Consider the following 15,753-nt stretch of genomic DNA (forward strand, 5'->3'; position numbering starts at 1 on the left):
AGCGCATGAACAACGCACAGCACGATAACTCGACATATCCGACATTAAGGTCAGTCAGGGTCCCCGCCGGGGTGTCGGAGGAGTCAAACCTCCGGACGCAGCATCGGGGGGTTCAGAACCGTGGCGCCACCGGCCCGGAACAACTGGGCCGGACGTCCGCCCTGACGGGTCGTCGTTCCTCCCGTCGGCACGAGGAAGCCCGGAGTACCGGTGACTTTGCGGTGGAAGTTCCGCGGGTCGAGAGCGACACCCCACACCGCCTCGTAGACCCGCCGCAACTCGCCCACCGTGAACTCCGGAGGGCAGAAGGCGGCGGCGAGCGAGGAGTACTCGATCTTCGACCGGGCCCGCTCCACGCCGTCCGCGAGGATGCGGTCGTGGTCGAAGGCGAGTCGTCCGGTCGTACTGTGCGCCGCCTCCCCCCGGCCTTCCTCAGGGGCCAGGAGGCGCTCGACCGGCGTCCAGCGAGCCGTCTTCGCGTCACCTCCGGAGACAGGCGCCGGCAGATCGGGAGCAAGCACCAGATGAGCCACGCTGACCACTCGCATCCGGGGGTCGCGGCCGGGATCACCATAGGTGGCCAGCTGTTCCAGGTGAGCGCTGTGCCCGCCCGGCTCCTCCACCTGGAGCCCGGTCTCCTCGGCCAACTCCCGTGCCGCGGCTTCGCCCAGGTCCTCGTCCGGCAGGACGAACCCACCGGGCAGCGCCCACTGGCCCTGGAAGGGGGGCTCGCCCCGCCGTACCGCCAGGGCACACAGAGCGTGCTTGCGCACGGTGAGAACGACCAGATCGACAGTGACGGCGAAGGGCGGGTAGGCCGACGGGTCGTAGGGCATGACATGATCTTAGTCGTCTCCCTGACGATAAACAGGGGCTCGGCCAACCGCGTGCGGATTCCACGTTCCGCGCTCTCGGAAGCGGCCGGGGAGAGCGGGTCCGGGCCCTCAGGTGGCTCCTCCTTCACGGCCTTCGCCGTGCCGCACCGCGTGCGAGGATGACGCCCGTGACCACATCGTCTTCCTCGCCCGTCGACGAGGACACCACTCCCCGCCGGTACGGCCTGGGCCCCCGGGCAGCGGCCGTGCTGGTGTTCGGATCCTCCGCCGCGGTCCTGGTGGTCGAGATCGTCGCCCTGCGGCTGTTGGCCCCCTACCTCGGCCTCACCCTCGAGACCAGCACGATGGTGATCGGCATCGCCCTCACCGCGATCGCCCTCGGCTCCTGGCTCGGCGGGCGCCTGGCCGACCGGGTCGACCCGCGCCGGCTCATAGGCCCCTCGCTCGGGGTGTCCGGAGCGGTCGTGGCGCTCACTCCCGCAGTGCTCCGCACGACCGCGGAGTGGGCACCGGCCTTGCTCCTGCTCATCGCGGCACTGACCATCCTGGTTCCGGGCGCCCTGCTCTCCGCGGTGACTCCGATCGCGACCAAACTGCGCCTGACCAGCCTCGCCGAGACGGGAACGGTCGTGGGCCGGCTGTCCGGTGTCGGGACGGTCGGTGCCATCGTCGGCACCGTCCTCACCGGCTTCGTCCTCGTATCGCGGTTGCCCGTCAGCAGCATCCTGATCGGCCTCGGAACGCTGTTGGTGCTCGGCTCGGCGGTGGTGGAATGGCGCACGCGCGGGTGGAGGGGAGCCTCCGGCCTCACGCTCGTGGTCATCGCCGGCGGCCTGGCCACCGCGGTCGCGCCAGGGGGCTGCGACGCGGAGACCAGATACCACTGCGTACGGGTGGTCACGGACCCTGACCGGGACAGCGGCCGCACTCTCGTTCTGGACGGTGTGCGGCACTCCTACGTCGACATGGAGGACCCGACCTTTCTGAAGTTCACGTACGTGCGCGCCATCGCCTCGGTGATCGATTCCGCCTTTCCCCCAGGGGAACCGCTCGACGCCCACCACCTGGGCGGCGGGGGACTCACCATCCCCCGATACCTCGCGGCCACGCGGCCCGGGACACGCAGCCTCGTCTCGGAGATCGACAGCGGTGTCGTGCGGGTCGACCGCGACCGCCTCGGCCTGACGTCGGACACCGGCGTCGACGTCCGCGCGGAGGACGGCAGGCTCGGGCTGCGGCGGCTGGACACCGACAGCCGTGACCTCGTCGTCGGTGACGCCTTCGGGGGCGTGAGCGTGCCGTGGCATCTCACCACGGTGGAGGCGATGACGGACGTCCGGCGGGTGCTCAACGAGGACGGCGTCTACGTGGTCAACCTGATCGACTACGGTGAACTGGCCTTCGCCCGGGCCGAAGTGGCCACCCTCGGCGCGGCGTTCGAGCACGTCGCGCTCCTCGGTGATGCCGGGGACATCGGGCTTGACCCGACCGCCGAGCCCGAGGGCGGCAATCTGGTGGTGCTCGCCTCCGACCGCCCGGTCGACCTGCGCGCGGTACAGGAGGCACTGGACACCCGGCAGACCGGCTGGAGGATCGCCACGGGCGACGACCTCGTCTCCTGGGTCGGCGACGCACCCGCGCTCACGGACGACTACGCGCCCGTGGACCAGCTCTTCCAGCCCTACCGGACGCCGAGCGGCAGGTGAGAGGGCGCCCACCCGATACCCGGCCACGGAGACCACCCCGGCCGTCACGTCACGCCTCCGGGCCCGGGCGCGGCCCCGGACCGGCCCCAGCGCCCCGGCAGGCTTCGGGGCGGCCCCCGTGTGCCGCACGCTGACCTCGCAAGGTGCCCCGCAGGGGCTCCGGGTCGAGTCCGCTGTTGCACGCGGAGTGCAGCAGCCTGGCGAAGACGCACTCGGGATCGGCCTCAAGCGCGGCGCTCAGGGCGACGCGCGCGTTCGTCTCGTCCCCGGTGGACCAGGAGACCCAGCCGGCCAGGGTCAGCGGTGCCGCCGCGTACTCCGTGAAGGCACCGACGCAACGGCGGCCGAGGGCCCGCCACAGCCGCAGTGCCGGCTGGGCGTCGACCCCCTCCATCCACTCGGCGGCGCGGTCCCGCGTGATCCTGTCCTGAAGCCCGACGATGAGTGCGGCCGCCTCGGCCTCCGAGATCCGGGCGTCGTCGCTGACGTCGACCTCCGAGGGACAGCGGCCTGCGGCGGGCGGTGAGGACGAGAACCGCCCCAGAAGGTGCGCGGCGAGCTCCAGCGTCCGCGCCCGCACGATCTCCTTGGCCGAGACGTCCAGCATCCGCGGCAGCAGGTCAGCCGCCGCCGTGTCCAGCGCCTGCTCCTGGAGAGGGGCCCGGTGAGGCGCGAGCGGAGCCAGTCTGGCGGCCAGCTCCTTGAGTGTCCCCTGGACCCGGATGCCCGCGTAGGTGGCTGCCGCCGCCATCGGTGAGGATCCCGGCGGCCTCAGCTCGATGCCTTCCGGCGGGCAGCAGCGGGGGTCGTCGCAGCAGAACGACCAGAACCGCCCGCCCGAGAGACACAGGGCCTCGAACACCGGCATGTCCAGCGCCACACAGGCGGCGCGCAGCTCCTGGGCGAGGGGCCGGAGGCGGACGGGCACGGCGGAGGGCTCCTCGCCGGACCGCGCGTCCTGGCAGAGGTAGAGGACCGCACCGGTGGGCCGGTCCCCCTCCGCCTCACTGCCGGCGAGGAGGCACTCGGCGACCTGGCGAGCGGCCTCCGGCCACTCCTGCGGGACGGAGGGGATGCCGAGCCGGATACGGCCGCCGAACCTGCCGTGTTCCCCGTGCACGGCGATCACGACGATCGAATCGTCCGGGTGGTACCCGAGAAGGTACGGAAGCGCGTCCGCGAGTTCGGCAGGGCCACGCAGCGTCACGCGCTGCTCGGGCTCGGAGGCGAGACCCGAGGCGACATCGGAGGAGAAGGGCTGGGGGGTGAAGCGACGATCACTCTGTGTCATGGCTCGACCTTGCCGCATCGGCCTCCCGCGTCATCCACACCCGCAGTGCGACGATCCGATCAACGCACCATCGGCGCGTTGTCCACAACGCCGGATTCGCCGTACCGGCCGAGTGTCGGGTTGCATGGTCGCCATGACAGCCAACGACCTGCGCAGCGCAGCTGATGGCGTCCTCGCCCGCCTGGTGGGAGACGACACGGGGACGGCACGCCTCCGGGAAGACCAGTGGAAGGCCGTCGAGGCGCTCGTCGCCGACCGCCGGCGCGTGCTCGTCGTCCAGCGCACCGGCTGGGGCAAGTCAGCCGTGTACTTCGTCGCGACCGCCCTGCTACGGCAGCGCGGCAGCGGCCCGACGGTGATCGTCTCGCCACTGCTGGCCCTCATGCGGAACCAGATCGAGGCGGCCGCCCGGGCCGGCATCCGGGCCCGCACCATCAACTCGGCCAACGTCGAGGAGTGGGACGCCGTGCGCGAGGCCGTGCGCGCCGAAGAGGTCGACGTCCTGCTCGTCAGCCCGGAGCGGCTGAACAATCCGGACTTCCGGGACCAGGTCCTGCCCAGCCTGGCGCAGACCACCGGGCTGCTCGTCGTCGACGAGGCGCACTGCATCTCCGACTGGGGACACGACTTCCGCCCCGATTACCGTCGGCTGCGGAGCATGCTGGCCGCGCTGCGCCCCGACGTGCCCGTGCTCGCCACGACGGCGACGGCCAACGCGCGGGTCACCTCCGACGTCGCCGAACAGCTCGGCACCGGCGGGCAGGAGGTCGGCACGTCCAACGCCCTGGTGCTGCGCGGCCCGCTGGACCGGGAGTCGCTCAGCCTGTCGGTGCTGCGGCTGCGCGACGCGGCACATCGGCTCGCCTGGCTGGACGGCCATCTCAACCAGCTCCCCGGCTCGGGGATCATCTACACGCTGACCGTCGCGGCGGCCGAGGAGGTCGCGGCCTACCTGCGGCAGCGCGGGCACACGGTGGCCTCCTACACCGGGCGGACGGAGAACGCCGACCGGGAGGCCGCGGAGGGCGACCTCCTGGCCAACCGGGTGAAGGCCCTCGTCGCCACGTCAGCCCTCGGCATGGGGTTCGACAAGCCGGATCTCGGCTTCGTCGTGCATCTCGGCTCCCCGTCCTCCCCCATCGCCTACTACCAACAGGTCGGCCGAGCCGGACGCGGCGTGGAGCACGCCGAGGTGCTCCTGCTGCCGGGCCCGGAGGACGAGGCCATCTGGAAGTACTTCGCCTCGCTGGCCTTTCCACCCGAGGAGCAGGTGCGGCGAACGCTCGACGTCCTGGCCACGGCCGACCGTCCCCTGTCCCTTCCGGCGTTGGAGCCCCTGGTCGAACTCCGCAGGTCCCGGCTGGAGATGATGCTCAAGGTCCTGGACGTGGACGGCGCGGTGCGCCGTGTCCGCGGGGGCTGGACCGCCACCGGTGAGCCTTGGCGGTACGACACCGAGCGGTACGCCTGGGTGGCGCGACAGCGTGCGGCGGAGCAGCAGGCGATGCGGGAGTACGCGGGCACCGGGCAGTGCCGGCTGGAGTTCCTGCGCCGGCAACTGGACGATCCCGAGGCGGCGCCGTGCGGCCGCTGCGACAACTGCGCCGGAGCGCGGTTCGGTGAGGACGCCCCTGCTGACGCGCTGGCAGCCGCACAGGGGCAGCTCGACCGTCCGGGCACGGAGATCGAGCCGCGCAGAATGTGGCCGACCGGGCTGCCAGCCGTCGGGGTGGACCTGCGCGGCCGCATTCCCGCCGACCAGCAGGCGTCTCCCGGCAGGGCGCTGGGCCGACTGACCGACATCGGCTGGGGCAGTCGCCTCCGGCCGCTCCTGGAGCCGCAGGCGCCCGACGGTCCGGTACCGGAAGACGTCGTGGGCGCCGTCGTCGCCGTACTGGCCGACTGGGCGAAGGGCCCGGGCGGATGGGCCTCGGGCGAGCCGACGGCAGGGCCCCGGCCTGTCGGCGTGGTGACCGTGGCTTCGCGGTCCAGGCCGCAGTTGGTGCGGTCGTTGGGAGAGCGGATCGCCTCGGTCGGCCGTATACCTCTGCTCGGCGCGGTGGAGATGGCCGGGGAGGAGGCGGGCCGGGCCGCCTCGCACACCAACAGCGCGCAGCGCGTACGGGCCCTCCACACCACCGTCACCGTGCCGCCCGCCCTCGCCCGGGCGGTGGCCGACGCGGCGGGCCCGGTGCTCCTGGTGGACGACTACACGGACACGGGATGGACCCTGGCCGTGGTGGCCGGCCGGCTGAGGCAGGCGGGGGCGAGGGGGGTGCTGCCTCTCGTCCTGGCGGTCCAGGGCTGACCTCGGCTGCCCCAGCGCCTCCCCGCGTCGGGCTGCGGAACCGTTCCGGCCAGTTGGACGCGATTGTGCGTTGCCCCACGTCAACCGGCCAGCGACAATTGACCTCACTCCCGCAACGGACCGAGAGGTACCCGTGCCTGTCGTGGCGTGCGCCCCTGCCCGACGGCTCCGCTCCCACGGGCGCAGAGAAGGGAGAACCGTGACCGTCGCAGCTCCGAAGGCTCCGACCACCGACGCCACCTCCCGGCTGGCGCGCACCATGGAACCGGCCGAGTGGGCAGCAGCGGGTGTACCGCTGCTGCGCAACCCCCGGGAGGTCGTGACCGGGTTGCACGCCCGTCACCGGCCGCTGCCGCTCACCGCGATCGTGGCGGTGCTCGGCCCGGACGACCGACTCTCCGCCAGCGCCTCCTTCGGCCGGGGCACAGATCCGCCCGACGGCTGGGAGTTCCGGAACGCGCTTCTGAACCAACTGCGCCGCGTCATACCCCACGACCTACGGCTGCGCCGTCCGGTGCGGACCGCGATGCTCCTGTACTGCCGGGAGGGCGAAGAGGCGTGGACGGAGGAGGACGGCGCCTGGATGTGGGCCCTGCGGGACGCCTGCACGCTGCACGGCCTGCGGTGTGGCGCCTACGTGACGCTCACACCGCGAGGCTGGCGGGTGCACGGGGAGGAGCGGCGAGGGCGCCGTCCGGCGGCACGGATCGGCGGCCCGCGCCCCTGAAGGGCAGCGTGCCGAGGAAACGGACCACCGGCTCCGGTCGTCCGGCCCGGTCGGTACCGAGGGGAACCGACCGGAAGGGGTCAGAGGAGGCTGCGCAACTGGTCGGGGTCACCGCAGACGACGAGGTCCGAGCCGGCCTTGCCCAGTGCGCGAGGCAGGGTCTCGGCGATCGCCGCGTCGGTGCCGCCGTTGACGGCCACGACGACGACGGGCCGGTCCGTGGCCCGGGCGAGCGCGGAGGTGTGCGCGTAGAACACGTCGCCGCCCTCCGTCTGCTGCCGCCAGTAGGCGTCCTCGCCGAAGGTGAGCTCGTGCTCGGCCCACGGGTGCGGGCCTCCGGTGGTGAGGACGAGGATGTCGCCGGGCGAACGGCCTTCGTCAAGCAGGGCGTCGACCGCATCGTCCGCGACGGACACGGCGGTCGCCACCGTGGCGGCCTCCAGCCGGATGCGGGCGGTGGGCGCCGTGACCGGTGCCGCCGTCGAGGTGCCCGGGGACGACGGCGAGGGGCCACGGGCGGGCCTCGTGGAACCTGACGACCCGGGGCCGGGACGGCTGCGGTCGGCGCGCGGCGGCGCGGGCCGGGGGCCGGGGCGTGGCCCCGGGACGGCGGGGCGAGGGGGCTGGGGAACACGGGCGGTACCCGCAGAAGTGCGGGGACCGGGAACGCTGGGGCGGATCTGGGGCTCCTCGGAGCTGTGCGGCATGGATGTTGTCTATCAAACAGGGCGCGGGGCCGTGTCGGCGGGTCGTCCCGCCGGGGCGGCGCGCGAACGGGAAGAGTCAGAACGGTGAAGCGTCAGAACAGTTGGGCCTGTTCCCCCTCGGCCTCCGCGACGGCCGGGCCCGGAACAGCCGCCAAGGGATGAGGTTTTCTCAGGTGCTTCCAGCGCGGCAGGGCGTCCAGGTACGCCCAGGTGAGCCGGTGGTGCGGGGTGGGCCCGAGGTCCGCGAGCGCCGCCCGGTGGGCGGGGGCGGGGTACCCGGCGTTGCCCTGGAAGTCGAACGCGGCGTGGGCGGAGCCCAGTTCGGCCATCAGGGTGTCGCGCTGGACCTTCGCGAGGACGGACGCGGCGGCCACCGAGACGCAGGACCGGTCACCCTTGACCACGGTCCGGACGTGCCAGGGTGCTCCGAGATAGTCGTGGGACCCGTCCAGGATCACGGCGTCGGGTCGCTGCGGCAGCGCCTGCAACGCGCGCTCGGCGGCCAGTCGCAGTGCCGCCGTCATGCCGAGGAGGTCGATCTCCTCGGGCCAGGCGTGGCCGAAGCCGTGTGCCGTGACCCAGCCGCGCAGCACCTCGGCCAGTTCGGTGCGCCGACCTCGGGTGAGCAACTTGGAGTCCGTCAGGCCCTCCGGGGGACGGCGCAGGCCGGTGACGGCGGCGCACACGGTGACCGGCCCGGCCCACGCGCCGCGTCCCACCTCGTCCACCCCGGCGACGAGCCGGGCGGAGGTCGTCGCCCGCAGCGAACGTTCGACGCGGTGTGTGGGTGGGTCGTACGGCACGCTTCCAGCCTACTCGGCCGGTGGCGGCGCCCGAGCGGGCAGGGCCCCGGTCCCGGCGACCGAGGCGGTCGCCGGCTCCTCTCCTCCGGCGGCGGACGCCGACGCTCCTCAGAGCACCTCGTAGGGCTCCGGGGTGCACCACCTCTCGAAGGGCCGGTCCAGGTGGTAGCGGCCTTCCGGACCGAGGACGAGGGCCCGTGTCTCGCCGTTGTCCGGGTTCGACAAGGACTCGAACTCGGCGACGGTCCAGTGCATCCAGCGCATGCAGAACAGCCGCATGGTCAGCCCGTGGGTGACGAGCAGGACGTTCGGGGGGTGGTCGGCGGCCTGGAAACTCCGCCACAGGCTCTCCAGGAAGGCGTCGACGCGGTCGTAGACGTCGGCGCCGGACTCGCCCTGGGAGAAGCGGTAGAAGAAGTGGCCGTAGGCGTTCCGTGCGGCCTTCTGGCCGCGCACGTCGTCCCGATCCTGCCAGTTGCCCCAGTCCTGTTCACGCAGGCGCGGCTCTTCCCGTACCCGCACGAGCGTGGGGTCGAGTCGCAGTTCACGGAACGTCTCGTGGGTGCGGCGGTAGGGGGACACATACGCCGACACCCGTTCGTCGCCGAACAGGGCGCGCAGCTCGGCTCCGGCCCGGGCGGCCTGACGGCGCCCTTCGGGCGTCAGCCGGAGGGCGTGATCGGGTACCCGGGAGTACACGGAGTCGTCGGCGTTTCCCTCGGACTCGCCGTGCCGGAGGAGGACGATGCGACGAGGTCGTGCCATAGAGACAGCGTAAGCCCCGCACACCCGGGGAGCGGACTTGGCGACATCGGCTCGCGAACCGGACCGGACGGCGCGCGTCAGACCGTCCACGACGGCTGGAGATCGATGACGTCCCCGTCGATGGCGGCGATGTCAGCACCGGTCTGGGCCCGCAGCGACAGCCGCTCGACGCGTTCGACCCGGTACTTGCCGTGTTCGGCGGCCGAGTCCCACATGGAGAGGACGAGGAACTCTGCCAGGCCCGGAGCCTCCGCGAACACGCCGCGCAACATGCCCGGCGACCCGGCCATGGCGGGGTTCCAGACCTTCTCCTGCATGAGCACGTAGTGGTCGACCCGCTCACTGCGCACCCGGCAGTGAGCGACGCGCAGCAGGTCGGCGTCGGTGAACTCCGGACGGAAGCCGGTCTTCACGTCGAACCGGTATTCGAAGAGGAGGGCGCGCATGTCCCGGTAGGTGCCGACCTGCGCCGCGTGCAGCCGGTCGTGCGAGCGCGCCATGAAGGAGTCGTAGAAGGCGCGGCTCTCCCAGAAGCCGAAGAGGTGTGCGACACCGCTGCTGGAGCGGCTCCAGCCACCTCCCTGCCCACGGAAACCGGGCTCGCCGAGGAGGCCCGCCCACTTCCGCTGTCCGCGCTCGAATCCGCGGCGATCGACCACGGTGCACCGCACCCACTTGACCAGCACCGCGCCATCGTACGGGCATCTCAGCCGCTGATCGTCCGATTGCGCTCCCCCAACACCGCCAACTCCTCCTCGCTCAAGGCGAGTCCGAACACCTGGTCAAGGACGGAGCCCAGTTCGCTCTCGGGGACCTCGCGTTCGTCGGTCGTGCCGTCGGGGCGGATGACGGCGAGCCGGGAGCCGAGGAGGGCCGTCCGGTCCTTCATGCCCGACACCTGCACGACCGGGCGGCGGGTGAACGGAGAGCCGGCGTGGGTGGAGACGTAGTAGTTGTAGACGAAGTAGTCCGGCGGGAAGGCGGGATCCTCGGTGAAGGAGTAGAGGTCCACCCAGCCCTCGGGGCGCAGGGCGCGCAGCATCCAGACACCGTCCGCGTCCCGGCCGAGGGAGTACGACCACTCCCCGTGGCGCACCTCCTCGCCCGCCCGCAGCCGGATCGGCAGGCGCGGGCCCTCACTGCCGAAGCCGACGTCCGCCAGCCACCGCTCGCCGTCGACCTCGACGATCAGAAGCATGTGGGTGGGCGGAAGGATCTTGCCCGGCTCGCCCTGGACGACGCGTCCGGCACGCCCCGTGAAGGTGTACCCGATGCGCTCGAGCACGGCGGCGAACAGCGAGTTCTGCTCGTGGCAGTAGCCGCCGCGACGCCGGGTGATCATCTTGTCCTGGAGGGAATCCAGGTCGAGCAGCACCGGCCGGCCGAGCATGATCTCCAGGTTCTCGAACGGCAACCGCTGCACGTGGGCCCGGTGCAGTTCCCGGAGGGTGGCCAGGTCGGGTTCGGGGGTGTCACCGGTGTACCCGATACGGGCCAGGTAGGCGTTCAGGTCCAGCTTCTCGGAACTCCACATGATCGCGACAACGCGGCCCGGTCGTGGGCCATTCCCGCCCCGGACGAGGCGACGAGGCGGGGCCCCGGTCGTCGACCGGGGCCCCGCCTGTGCCGATGGCGCCCGGCCGGTCGGCCGGGCGCCGGAGGGTCAGCTGCAGCCGCTCGTGGAGCCGCATCCCTCGCAGAGGTAGCAGCTGCCGGCACGGCGCATCTTCGTGCCGCACGAGAAGCACAGGGGTGCGTCGGCGTTGAGGCCGAACTGCATCTCCGCGAGCTCGGTGGAGTTGTGCGCCGCTGCCGGGGCCGGAGCCTCGGCCTCCGGCGACTGCGCCGCAGGAGGCTGCTCGGCGCGCCGGGGAGCCGACTGGGCCAGCGACTCGACGTCGAGGTCGTCGTCGGGCTCGTAGGAGCCCGTCTCCAGGTGGCGCTCCCGTTCGGCCGCCGAGTGGATGCCGAGCGCAGAGCGCGTCTCGAAGGGCAGGAAGTCCAACGCCAGGCGGCGGAAGATGTAGTCGACGATCGACTGCGCCATCCGCACGTCCGGGTCGTCGGTCATGCCGGCCGGCTCGAAGCGCATGTTGGTGAACTTCGAGACATAGGTCTCCAGCGGGACGCCGTACTGGAGGCCGACGGAGACGGCGATCGAGAAGGCGTCCATCATGCCCGCGAGGGTCGAGCCCTGCTTGGACATCTTCAGGAAGACCTCGCCCAGGCCGTCGTCGGGGTAGGAGTTCGCCGTCATGTACCCCTCGGCGCCGCCCACGGTGAAGGACGTGGTGATGCCCGGACGGCCCTTGGGCAGGCGACGGCGCACCGGCCGGTACTCGACGACCTTCTCCACCGGCTTCTCCTCGGTGGGGACGGCCTTCGCGTCGTCCTTCTTCTTGGCCGACAGCGGCTGGCCGACCTTGCTGTTCTCCACGTAGACGGCGAGTGCCTTGGTGCCCAGCTTCCAGCCCTGGAGGTAGATCTCCTCGACGTCCTCGACCGTGCTGGAGCTCGGCATGTTGACGGTCTTGCTGATGGCGCCGGAGAGGAAGGGCTGCGCGGCGGCCATCATCCGCACGTGGCCCATCGGGGAGATGGCCCGCTCCCCCATGGCGCAGTCGAAGACCTCGTAGTGCTCCGGCTTGAGGCCGGGCGCGTCGACGACGTTGCCGTGGTCGGCGATGTGGGCCACGATCGCCTCGACCTGCTCGTCCTGGTAGCCCAGGCGCTTGAGGGCCTTGGGCACCGTGTTGTTGACGATCTGCATGGAGCCGCCACCGACGAGCTTCTTGAACTTCACCAGGGCGAGGTCCGGCTCGACGCCCGTGGTGTCGCAGTCCATCATCAGCCCGATGGTGCCCGTGGGAGCGAGCACACTGGCCTGGGCGTTGCGGAAGCCGTTCTTCTTGCCCAGGCGGAGCACGTCCTGCCACGCCTCGGTGGCGGCGGCCCAGACCGGCGTGTCCAGGTCGTCCATGCGCCGCGCGGAGTCGTTGGCCTCGGCGTGCTGCTTCATGACGCGGTTGTGCGCGCTGGAGTTGCGGGCGTAGCCCTCGTACGGGCCGACGGTCCCGGCGAGCTCGGCGGAGCGCCGGTAGGAGGTGCCCGTCATCAGGGAGGTGATCGCTCCGGCGAGGGCTCGGCCGCCGTCGGAGTCGTAGGCGTGGCCGGTCGCCATCAGGAGGGCGCCGAGGTTGGCGTACCCGATGCCGAGCTGGCGGAAGGCCCGGGTGGTCTCCCCGATCTTGGCGGTGGGGAAGTCGGCGAAGCAGATGGAGATGTCCATCGCCGTGATGACGAGCTCGACGACCTTGGCGAAGCGCTCGGCGTCGAAGGCCTGGTTGCCCTCGGCGTCGTCCCGCAGGAACTTCATGAGGTTGAGCGAGGCGAGGTTGCACGAGGAGTTGTCCAGGTGCATGTACTCGCTGCACGGGTTCGAGGCGCTGATACGGCCCGACTCCGGGGAGGTGTGCCAGTGGTTGATCGTGTCGTCGTACTGGATGCCCGGGTCGGCGCAGACGTGGGCGGCCTCGGCCATCTTGCGGAACAGGGCGCGAGCGTCGACCTCCTCCAGGACCTCGCCGGTCATGCGGGCCCGCAGCCCGAACGTCGACCCGGACTCGACGGCCTTCATGAAAGCGTCGTTGACCCGGACGGAGTTGTTGGCGTTCTGGTACTGGACGGAGGTGATGTCGTCCCCGCCCAGGTCCATGTCGAAGCCCGCGTCGCGCAGGGCGCGGATCTTCTCCTCCTCCTTCACCTTCGTCTCGATGAAGGCCTCGATGTCCGGGTGGTCCACGTCGAGGACGACCATCTTGGCGGCCCGGCGCGTCGCGCCACCGGACTTGATGGTGCCGGCGGAGGCGTCGGCACCGCGCATGAAGGAGACCGGTCCTGAGGCGTTGCCGCCGGAGGAGAGGAGCTCCTTGGAGGAACGGATGCGGGAGAGGTTCAGACCGGCGCCGGAGCCTCCCTTGAAGATCATCCCCTCTTCCTTGTACCAGTCGAGGATCGACTCCATGGAGTCGTCGACGGAGAGGATGAAGCAGGCGGAGACCTGCTGGGGCTGCTGGGTGCCGACGTTGAACCACACCGGGGAGTTGAAGGAGAAGACCTGGTGCAGCACCGCGTAGGCCAGCTCGTGCTCGAAGATCTCGGCGTCGGCGGGCGAGGCGAAGTAGCCGTGCTCCTCGCCTGCGGCGCGGTAGGTCTTCACCACCCGGTCGATCAGCTGCTTGAGGCTGGTCTCGCGCTGCGGGGTACCGACGGCCCCGCGGAAGTACTTGCTGGTGACGATGTTGGCGGCGTTGACCGACCAGAACTCGGGGAACTCGACACCCCGCTGCTCGAAGTTGACCGAGCCGTCCCGCCAGTTCGTCATGACGACGTCACGGCGCTCCCAGACCACCTCGTCGTAAGGGTGCACCCCGGGGGTGGTGTGGATGCGCTCGACCCGCAGGCCCCCGGCCGGACGACCGGCCTTCTCAGCCTTCTCCGGCTTGCCGGCCTTGGCTCGAGAGCCTCGTGCCGGGCCGCTCGTCGTCTCTGTCATTCCGCCTCCCTGGTACGGGCATAACGCCCTATGTGTCCCGTTTCTTCCGGGCCACGATGTCTGGCTACCACCGGGCGGCGCCGCTGGGCGCCGTCCGGTGAGGTCTTGGCTGTGTTGCCGGTCAGTCGCCGGCGCTCGCCGAGGCCGGGCTCTCGGCCCGGTCGACGGCACGCGGCGCCGGGTCCGGCCCGGCGGGTTGCGGCACAGGGTGCCGCAGTTCCGCGATGGCGGCCTCGAAGTCCTCCAGCGAGTCGAACGCCCGGTAGACGGACGCGAAGCGGAGGTAGGCGACCACGTCGAGTTCGCGCAGCGGGCCGAGTATGGCGAGCCCCACGTCGTGCGTGGAGAGCTCCGCGCTGCCGGTGGCCCGCACCGCCTCCTCGACGCGCTGGCCGAGTTGGGCGAGGGCGTCCTCACCGACCGGTCTCCCCTGGCACGCCTTACGCACTCCGGCGATCACCTTGTCCCGGCTGAAGGGTTCGGTGACGCCACTGCGCTTGATCACCATGAGTGACGCGTTCTCCAGCGTCGTGAAGCGACGGGAGCAGTGCGGGCACTGGCGGCGTCGCCGGATGGCGGCTCCGTCGTCCGTCGTCCTGCTGTCGACGACGCGGCTGTCAGGGTGCCGACAGAAGGGGCAATGCATCGGGAACCACCTTCCTCACCCTTGATGTGCGACATGGCGAAACAGTCCCTCGGGGGCGGCAAACGCCCCCTCGGAACGGACCCCAGCATAGGCGATGCCGGTCGGCCGGGAAGCACCGGGACACAAGCTGTTGGGGCCGTGCCTCATACAACCACTAGATGTGGTAGCTCTCCACAGCGGGGAGGCACAGCGGAGAAACACCCGGGAAGGCCGGGAACGGGGGCCGCGGAGCGTGGGCGGTAGCGGCGGACGGGACCCGCCCGGCGCGCCGCACCGCCCTGGCCCGACGACCGCCGAAGGGCGGCCCCACACCGAGCAGGCGGCCGGACGGACCGACCTCGGCCGGGCACGGCGGTGCCGATGGCACGCGGAGAACGCGCCCGCGAGAGACTACCTCAGGTGACGATGCGCGCGCCCCGAGGCGGTCCGGGGCGGGCACGCGCGGCGGCCCTTCGCCCGACCGCCGGGGTCGGGCGAAGGGCCGCAGAGGGCGCGGGAGGCGCCGGACGCGGGGCCCGGTCCCCGGGAGGACGACCTCGGGTCCGGACGCGCGACTGCGCCGCAGGGAGGCGGGGGTGCTCAGATGCGCCGCATCACCGCGACGACCTTCCCGAGGATCGTCGCCTCGTCCCCGGCGATCGGCTGGTAGGCGGAGTTGTGCGGGAGGAGCCAGACGTGGCCGTCCTCGCGCTTGAAGCGCTTCACCGTGGCCTCGCCGTCCAGCATCGCGGCCACGATGTCGCCGTTCTCCGCGACGGGCTGACGGCGCACGGTCACCCAGTCGCCGTCACAGATCGCGGCCTCGACCATCGAGTCCCCGACGACCTTGAGCACGAAAAGCTCGCCGTCTCCCACGAGCTGCCGGGGCAGGGGGAAGACGTCCTCCACGGACTCCTCGGCGAGGATCGGCCCGCCGGCGGCGATGCGACCGAGGAGCGGGACGTAGGACGCGGCCGGCTTGCCGGTGGTGTCCGTCGTCTGCGTGCTCGGGGTGTCGGAGCCGCGCACCTCGTAGGCCCGCGGCCGGTGCGGGTCGCGCCGCAGGAATCCCTTGCGCTCCAGCGCCATGAGCTGGTGGGCGACGGAGGACGTGCTGGAGAGACCGACCGCCTGGCCGATCTCCCGCATGGAGGGCGGATAGCCACGGCGCTGCACCGAGTCCCTGATCACCTCGATGACGCGACGCTGCCGGTCGGTCAGACCGGTGCTGTCCGCCCGGATACCGGGTGGCCTGCCCGGCAGCGCGCGGGCGCCCCTGGGCGCCCCCCGGCCGCCGGCCCCTGCGGCGCCGAGGGGCACCTCGGCGGTCTCACCGACCGGATGGACCCGGTCGGCACCGCCCTCGACGGTGTCCTGGGCAGTGAGCGTCACGCTGTCTGCGGTGGTCGTCACGGTGGTCGGCACCCCTT

Annotated in this window: 13 protein-coding genes; 3 read left to right on the top strand and 10 right to left on the bottom strand. The window is 71.7% G+C overall.

What is annotated here, in order from left to right:
* Positions 1–83: 83 nt before the first annotated feature.
* Positions 84–836 carry an NUDIX hydrolase gene (locus V6D49_RS04200; protein ID WP_340557221.1) on the bottom strand — a complete coding sequence of 251 codons (753 nt, stop codon included), beginning with the start codon at positions 834–836 and terminating at the stop codon, positions 84–86.
* A 167-nt stretch (positions 837–1,003) separates the two neighbouring features.
* On the opposite strand from V6D49_RS04200, the gene V6D49_RS04205 reads away from it, so the two are divergent.
* Positions 1,004–2,542, top strand: a complete 1,539-nt coding sequence (locus tag V6D49_RS04205; RefSeq protein ID WP_340557222.1) for a fused MFS/spermidine synthase — start codon at positions 1,004–1,006, stop codon at positions 2,540–2,542.
* Positions 2,543–2,591: 49 nt separating this feature from the next.
* Here V6D49_RS04205 and V6D49_RS04210 read toward each other — a convergent pair whose 3' ends face one another.
* The gene (locus tag V6D49_RS04210; RefSeq protein ID WP_340557224.1) at positions 2,592–3,833 is read right to left on the bottom strand and encodes a DUF4192 domain-containing protein; all 1,242 of its coding nucleotides are present in this window, start codon (positions 3,831–3,833) and stop codon (positions 2,592–2,594) included.
* A 133-nt stretch (positions 3,834–3,966) separates the two neighbouring features.
* On the opposite strand from V6D49_RS04210, the gene V6D49_RS04215 reads away from it, so the two are divergent.
* The gene (locus tag V6D49_RS04215) at positions 3,967–6,141 is read left to right on the top strand and encodes a RecQ family ATP-dependent DNA helicase (RefSeq protein WP_340557226.1); all 2,175 of its coding nucleotides are present in this window, start codon (positions 3,967–3,969) and stop codon (positions 6,139–6,141) included.
* Positions 6,142–6,400: 259 nt separating this feature from the next.
* Positions 6,401–6,868: a hypothetical protein gene (locus V6D49_RS04220; RefSeq protein ID WP_340563670.1), complete on the top strand. Its 468-nt coding sequence runs from the start codon at positions 6,401–6,403 to the stop codon at positions 6,866–6,868.
* An 80-nt stretch (positions 6,869–6,948) separates the two neighbouring features.
* Here the strand turns inward: V6D49_RS04220 and V6D49_RS04225 are convergent, their stop codons facing one another.
* The 8 genes from V6D49_RS04225 to lexA form a co-directional block, all read right to left on the bottom strand.
* On the bottom strand, positions 6,949–7,296 hold the full coding sequence (locus V6D49_RS04225; protein ID WP_340557228.1) for a hypothetical protein: 348 nt from the start codon (positions 7,294–7,296) through the stop codon (positions 6,949–6,951).
* 371 nt (positions 7,297–7,667) lie between these two features.
* Positions 7,668–8,378: a ribonuclease HII gene (locus tag V6D49_RS04230; RefSeq protein WP_340557230.1), complete on the bottom strand. Its 711-nt coding sequence runs from the start codon at positions 8,376–8,378 to the stop codon at positions 7,668–7,670.
* Between the two features lie 108 nt (positions 8,379–8,486).
* Positions 8,487–9,143 (bottom strand): histidine phosphatase family protein, encoded by a 657-nt coding sequence (locus V6D49_RS04235; protein ID WP_340557232.1) that lies wholly within the window; start codon positions 9,141–9,143, stop codon positions 8,487–8,489.
* 77 nt (positions 9,144–9,220) lie between these two features.
* Complete coding sequence (locus V6D49_RS04240) at positions 9,221–9,829, bottom strand: DUF4937 domain-containing protein (RefSeq protein WP_340557233.1); 609 nt, start codon at positions 9,827–9,829, stop codon at positions 9,221–9,223.
* A gap of 20 nt (positions 9,830–9,849) precedes the next feature.
* Positions 9,850–10,677 (bottom strand): arylamine N-acetyltransferase family protein, encoded by an 828-nt coding sequence (locus tag V6D49_RS04245; RefSeq protein WP_340557234.1) that lies wholly within the window; start codon positions 10,675–10,677, stop codon positions 9,850–9,852.
* Positions 10,678–10,806: 129 nt separating this feature from the next.
* A complete protein-coding gene (locus V6D49_RS04250) occupies positions 10,807–13,698 on the bottom strand; it encodes a vitamin B12-dependent ribonucleotide reductase (RefSeq protein WP_340557236.1) in 2,892 nt (963 codons plus the stop codon).
* Positions 13,699–13,819: 121 nt separating this feature from the next.
* Positions 13,820–14,344: a transcriptional regulator NrdR gene (gene nrdR, locus V6D49_RS04255; RefSeq protein WP_340557238.1), complete on the bottom strand. Its 525-nt coding sequence runs from the start codon at positions 14,342–14,344 to the stop codon at positions 13,820–13,822.
* Positions 14,345–14,923: 579 nt separating this feature from the next.
* Entirely contained in the window at positions 14,924–15,736 is an 813-nt protein-coding gene (gene lexA, locus V6D49_RS04260) for a transcriptional repressor LexA (protein ID WP_340557239.1), read from the bottom strand.
* Between the last annotated feature and the right edge of the window lie 17 nt (positions 15,737–15,753).

The sequence above is a fragment of the Streptomyces sp. GSL17-111 genome, from assembly GCF_037911585.1.
Lineage (GTDB): Bacteria > Actinomycetota > Actinomycetes > Streptomycetales > Streptomycetaceae > Streptomyces.

Excerpts from the sequence above, each read along its gene's own strand:
- V6D49_RS04215 (WP_340557226.1), top strand. The coding sequence starts at position 3,967 with ATGACAGCCAACGACCTGCGCAGCGCAGCTGATGGCGTCCTCGCCCGC.
- V6D49_RS04220 (WP_340563670.1), top strand. The coding sequence starts at position 6,401 with ATGGAACCGGCCGAGTGGGCAGCAGCGGGTGTACCGCTGCTGCGCAAC.
- V6D49_RS04210 (WP_340557224.1), bottom strand. The coding sequence starts at position 3,833 with ATGACACAGAGTGATCGTCGCTTCACCCCCCAGCCCTTCTCCTCCGAT.
- V6D49_RS04235 (WP_340557232.1), bottom strand. The coding sequence starts at position 9,143 with ATGGCACGACCTCGTCGCATCGTCCTCCTCCGGCACGGCGAGTCCGAG.
- V6D49_RS04250 (WP_340557236.1), bottom strand. The coding sequence starts at position 13,698 with ATGACAGAGACGACGAGCGGCCCGGCACGAGGCTCTCGAGCCAAGGCC.
- V6D49_RS04200 (WP_340557221.1), bottom strand. The coding sequence starts at position 836 with ATGCCCTACGACCCGTCGGCCTACCCGCCCTTCGCCGTCACTGTCGAT.
- V6D49_RS04245 (WP_340557234.1), bottom strand. The coding sequence starts at position 10,677 with ATGTGGAGTTCCGAGAAGCTGGACCTGAACGCCTACCTGGCCCGTATC.
- nrdR (WP_340557238.1), bottom strand. The coding sequence starts at position 14,344 with ATGCATTGCCCCTTCTGTCGGCACCCTGACAGCCGCGTCGTCGACAGC.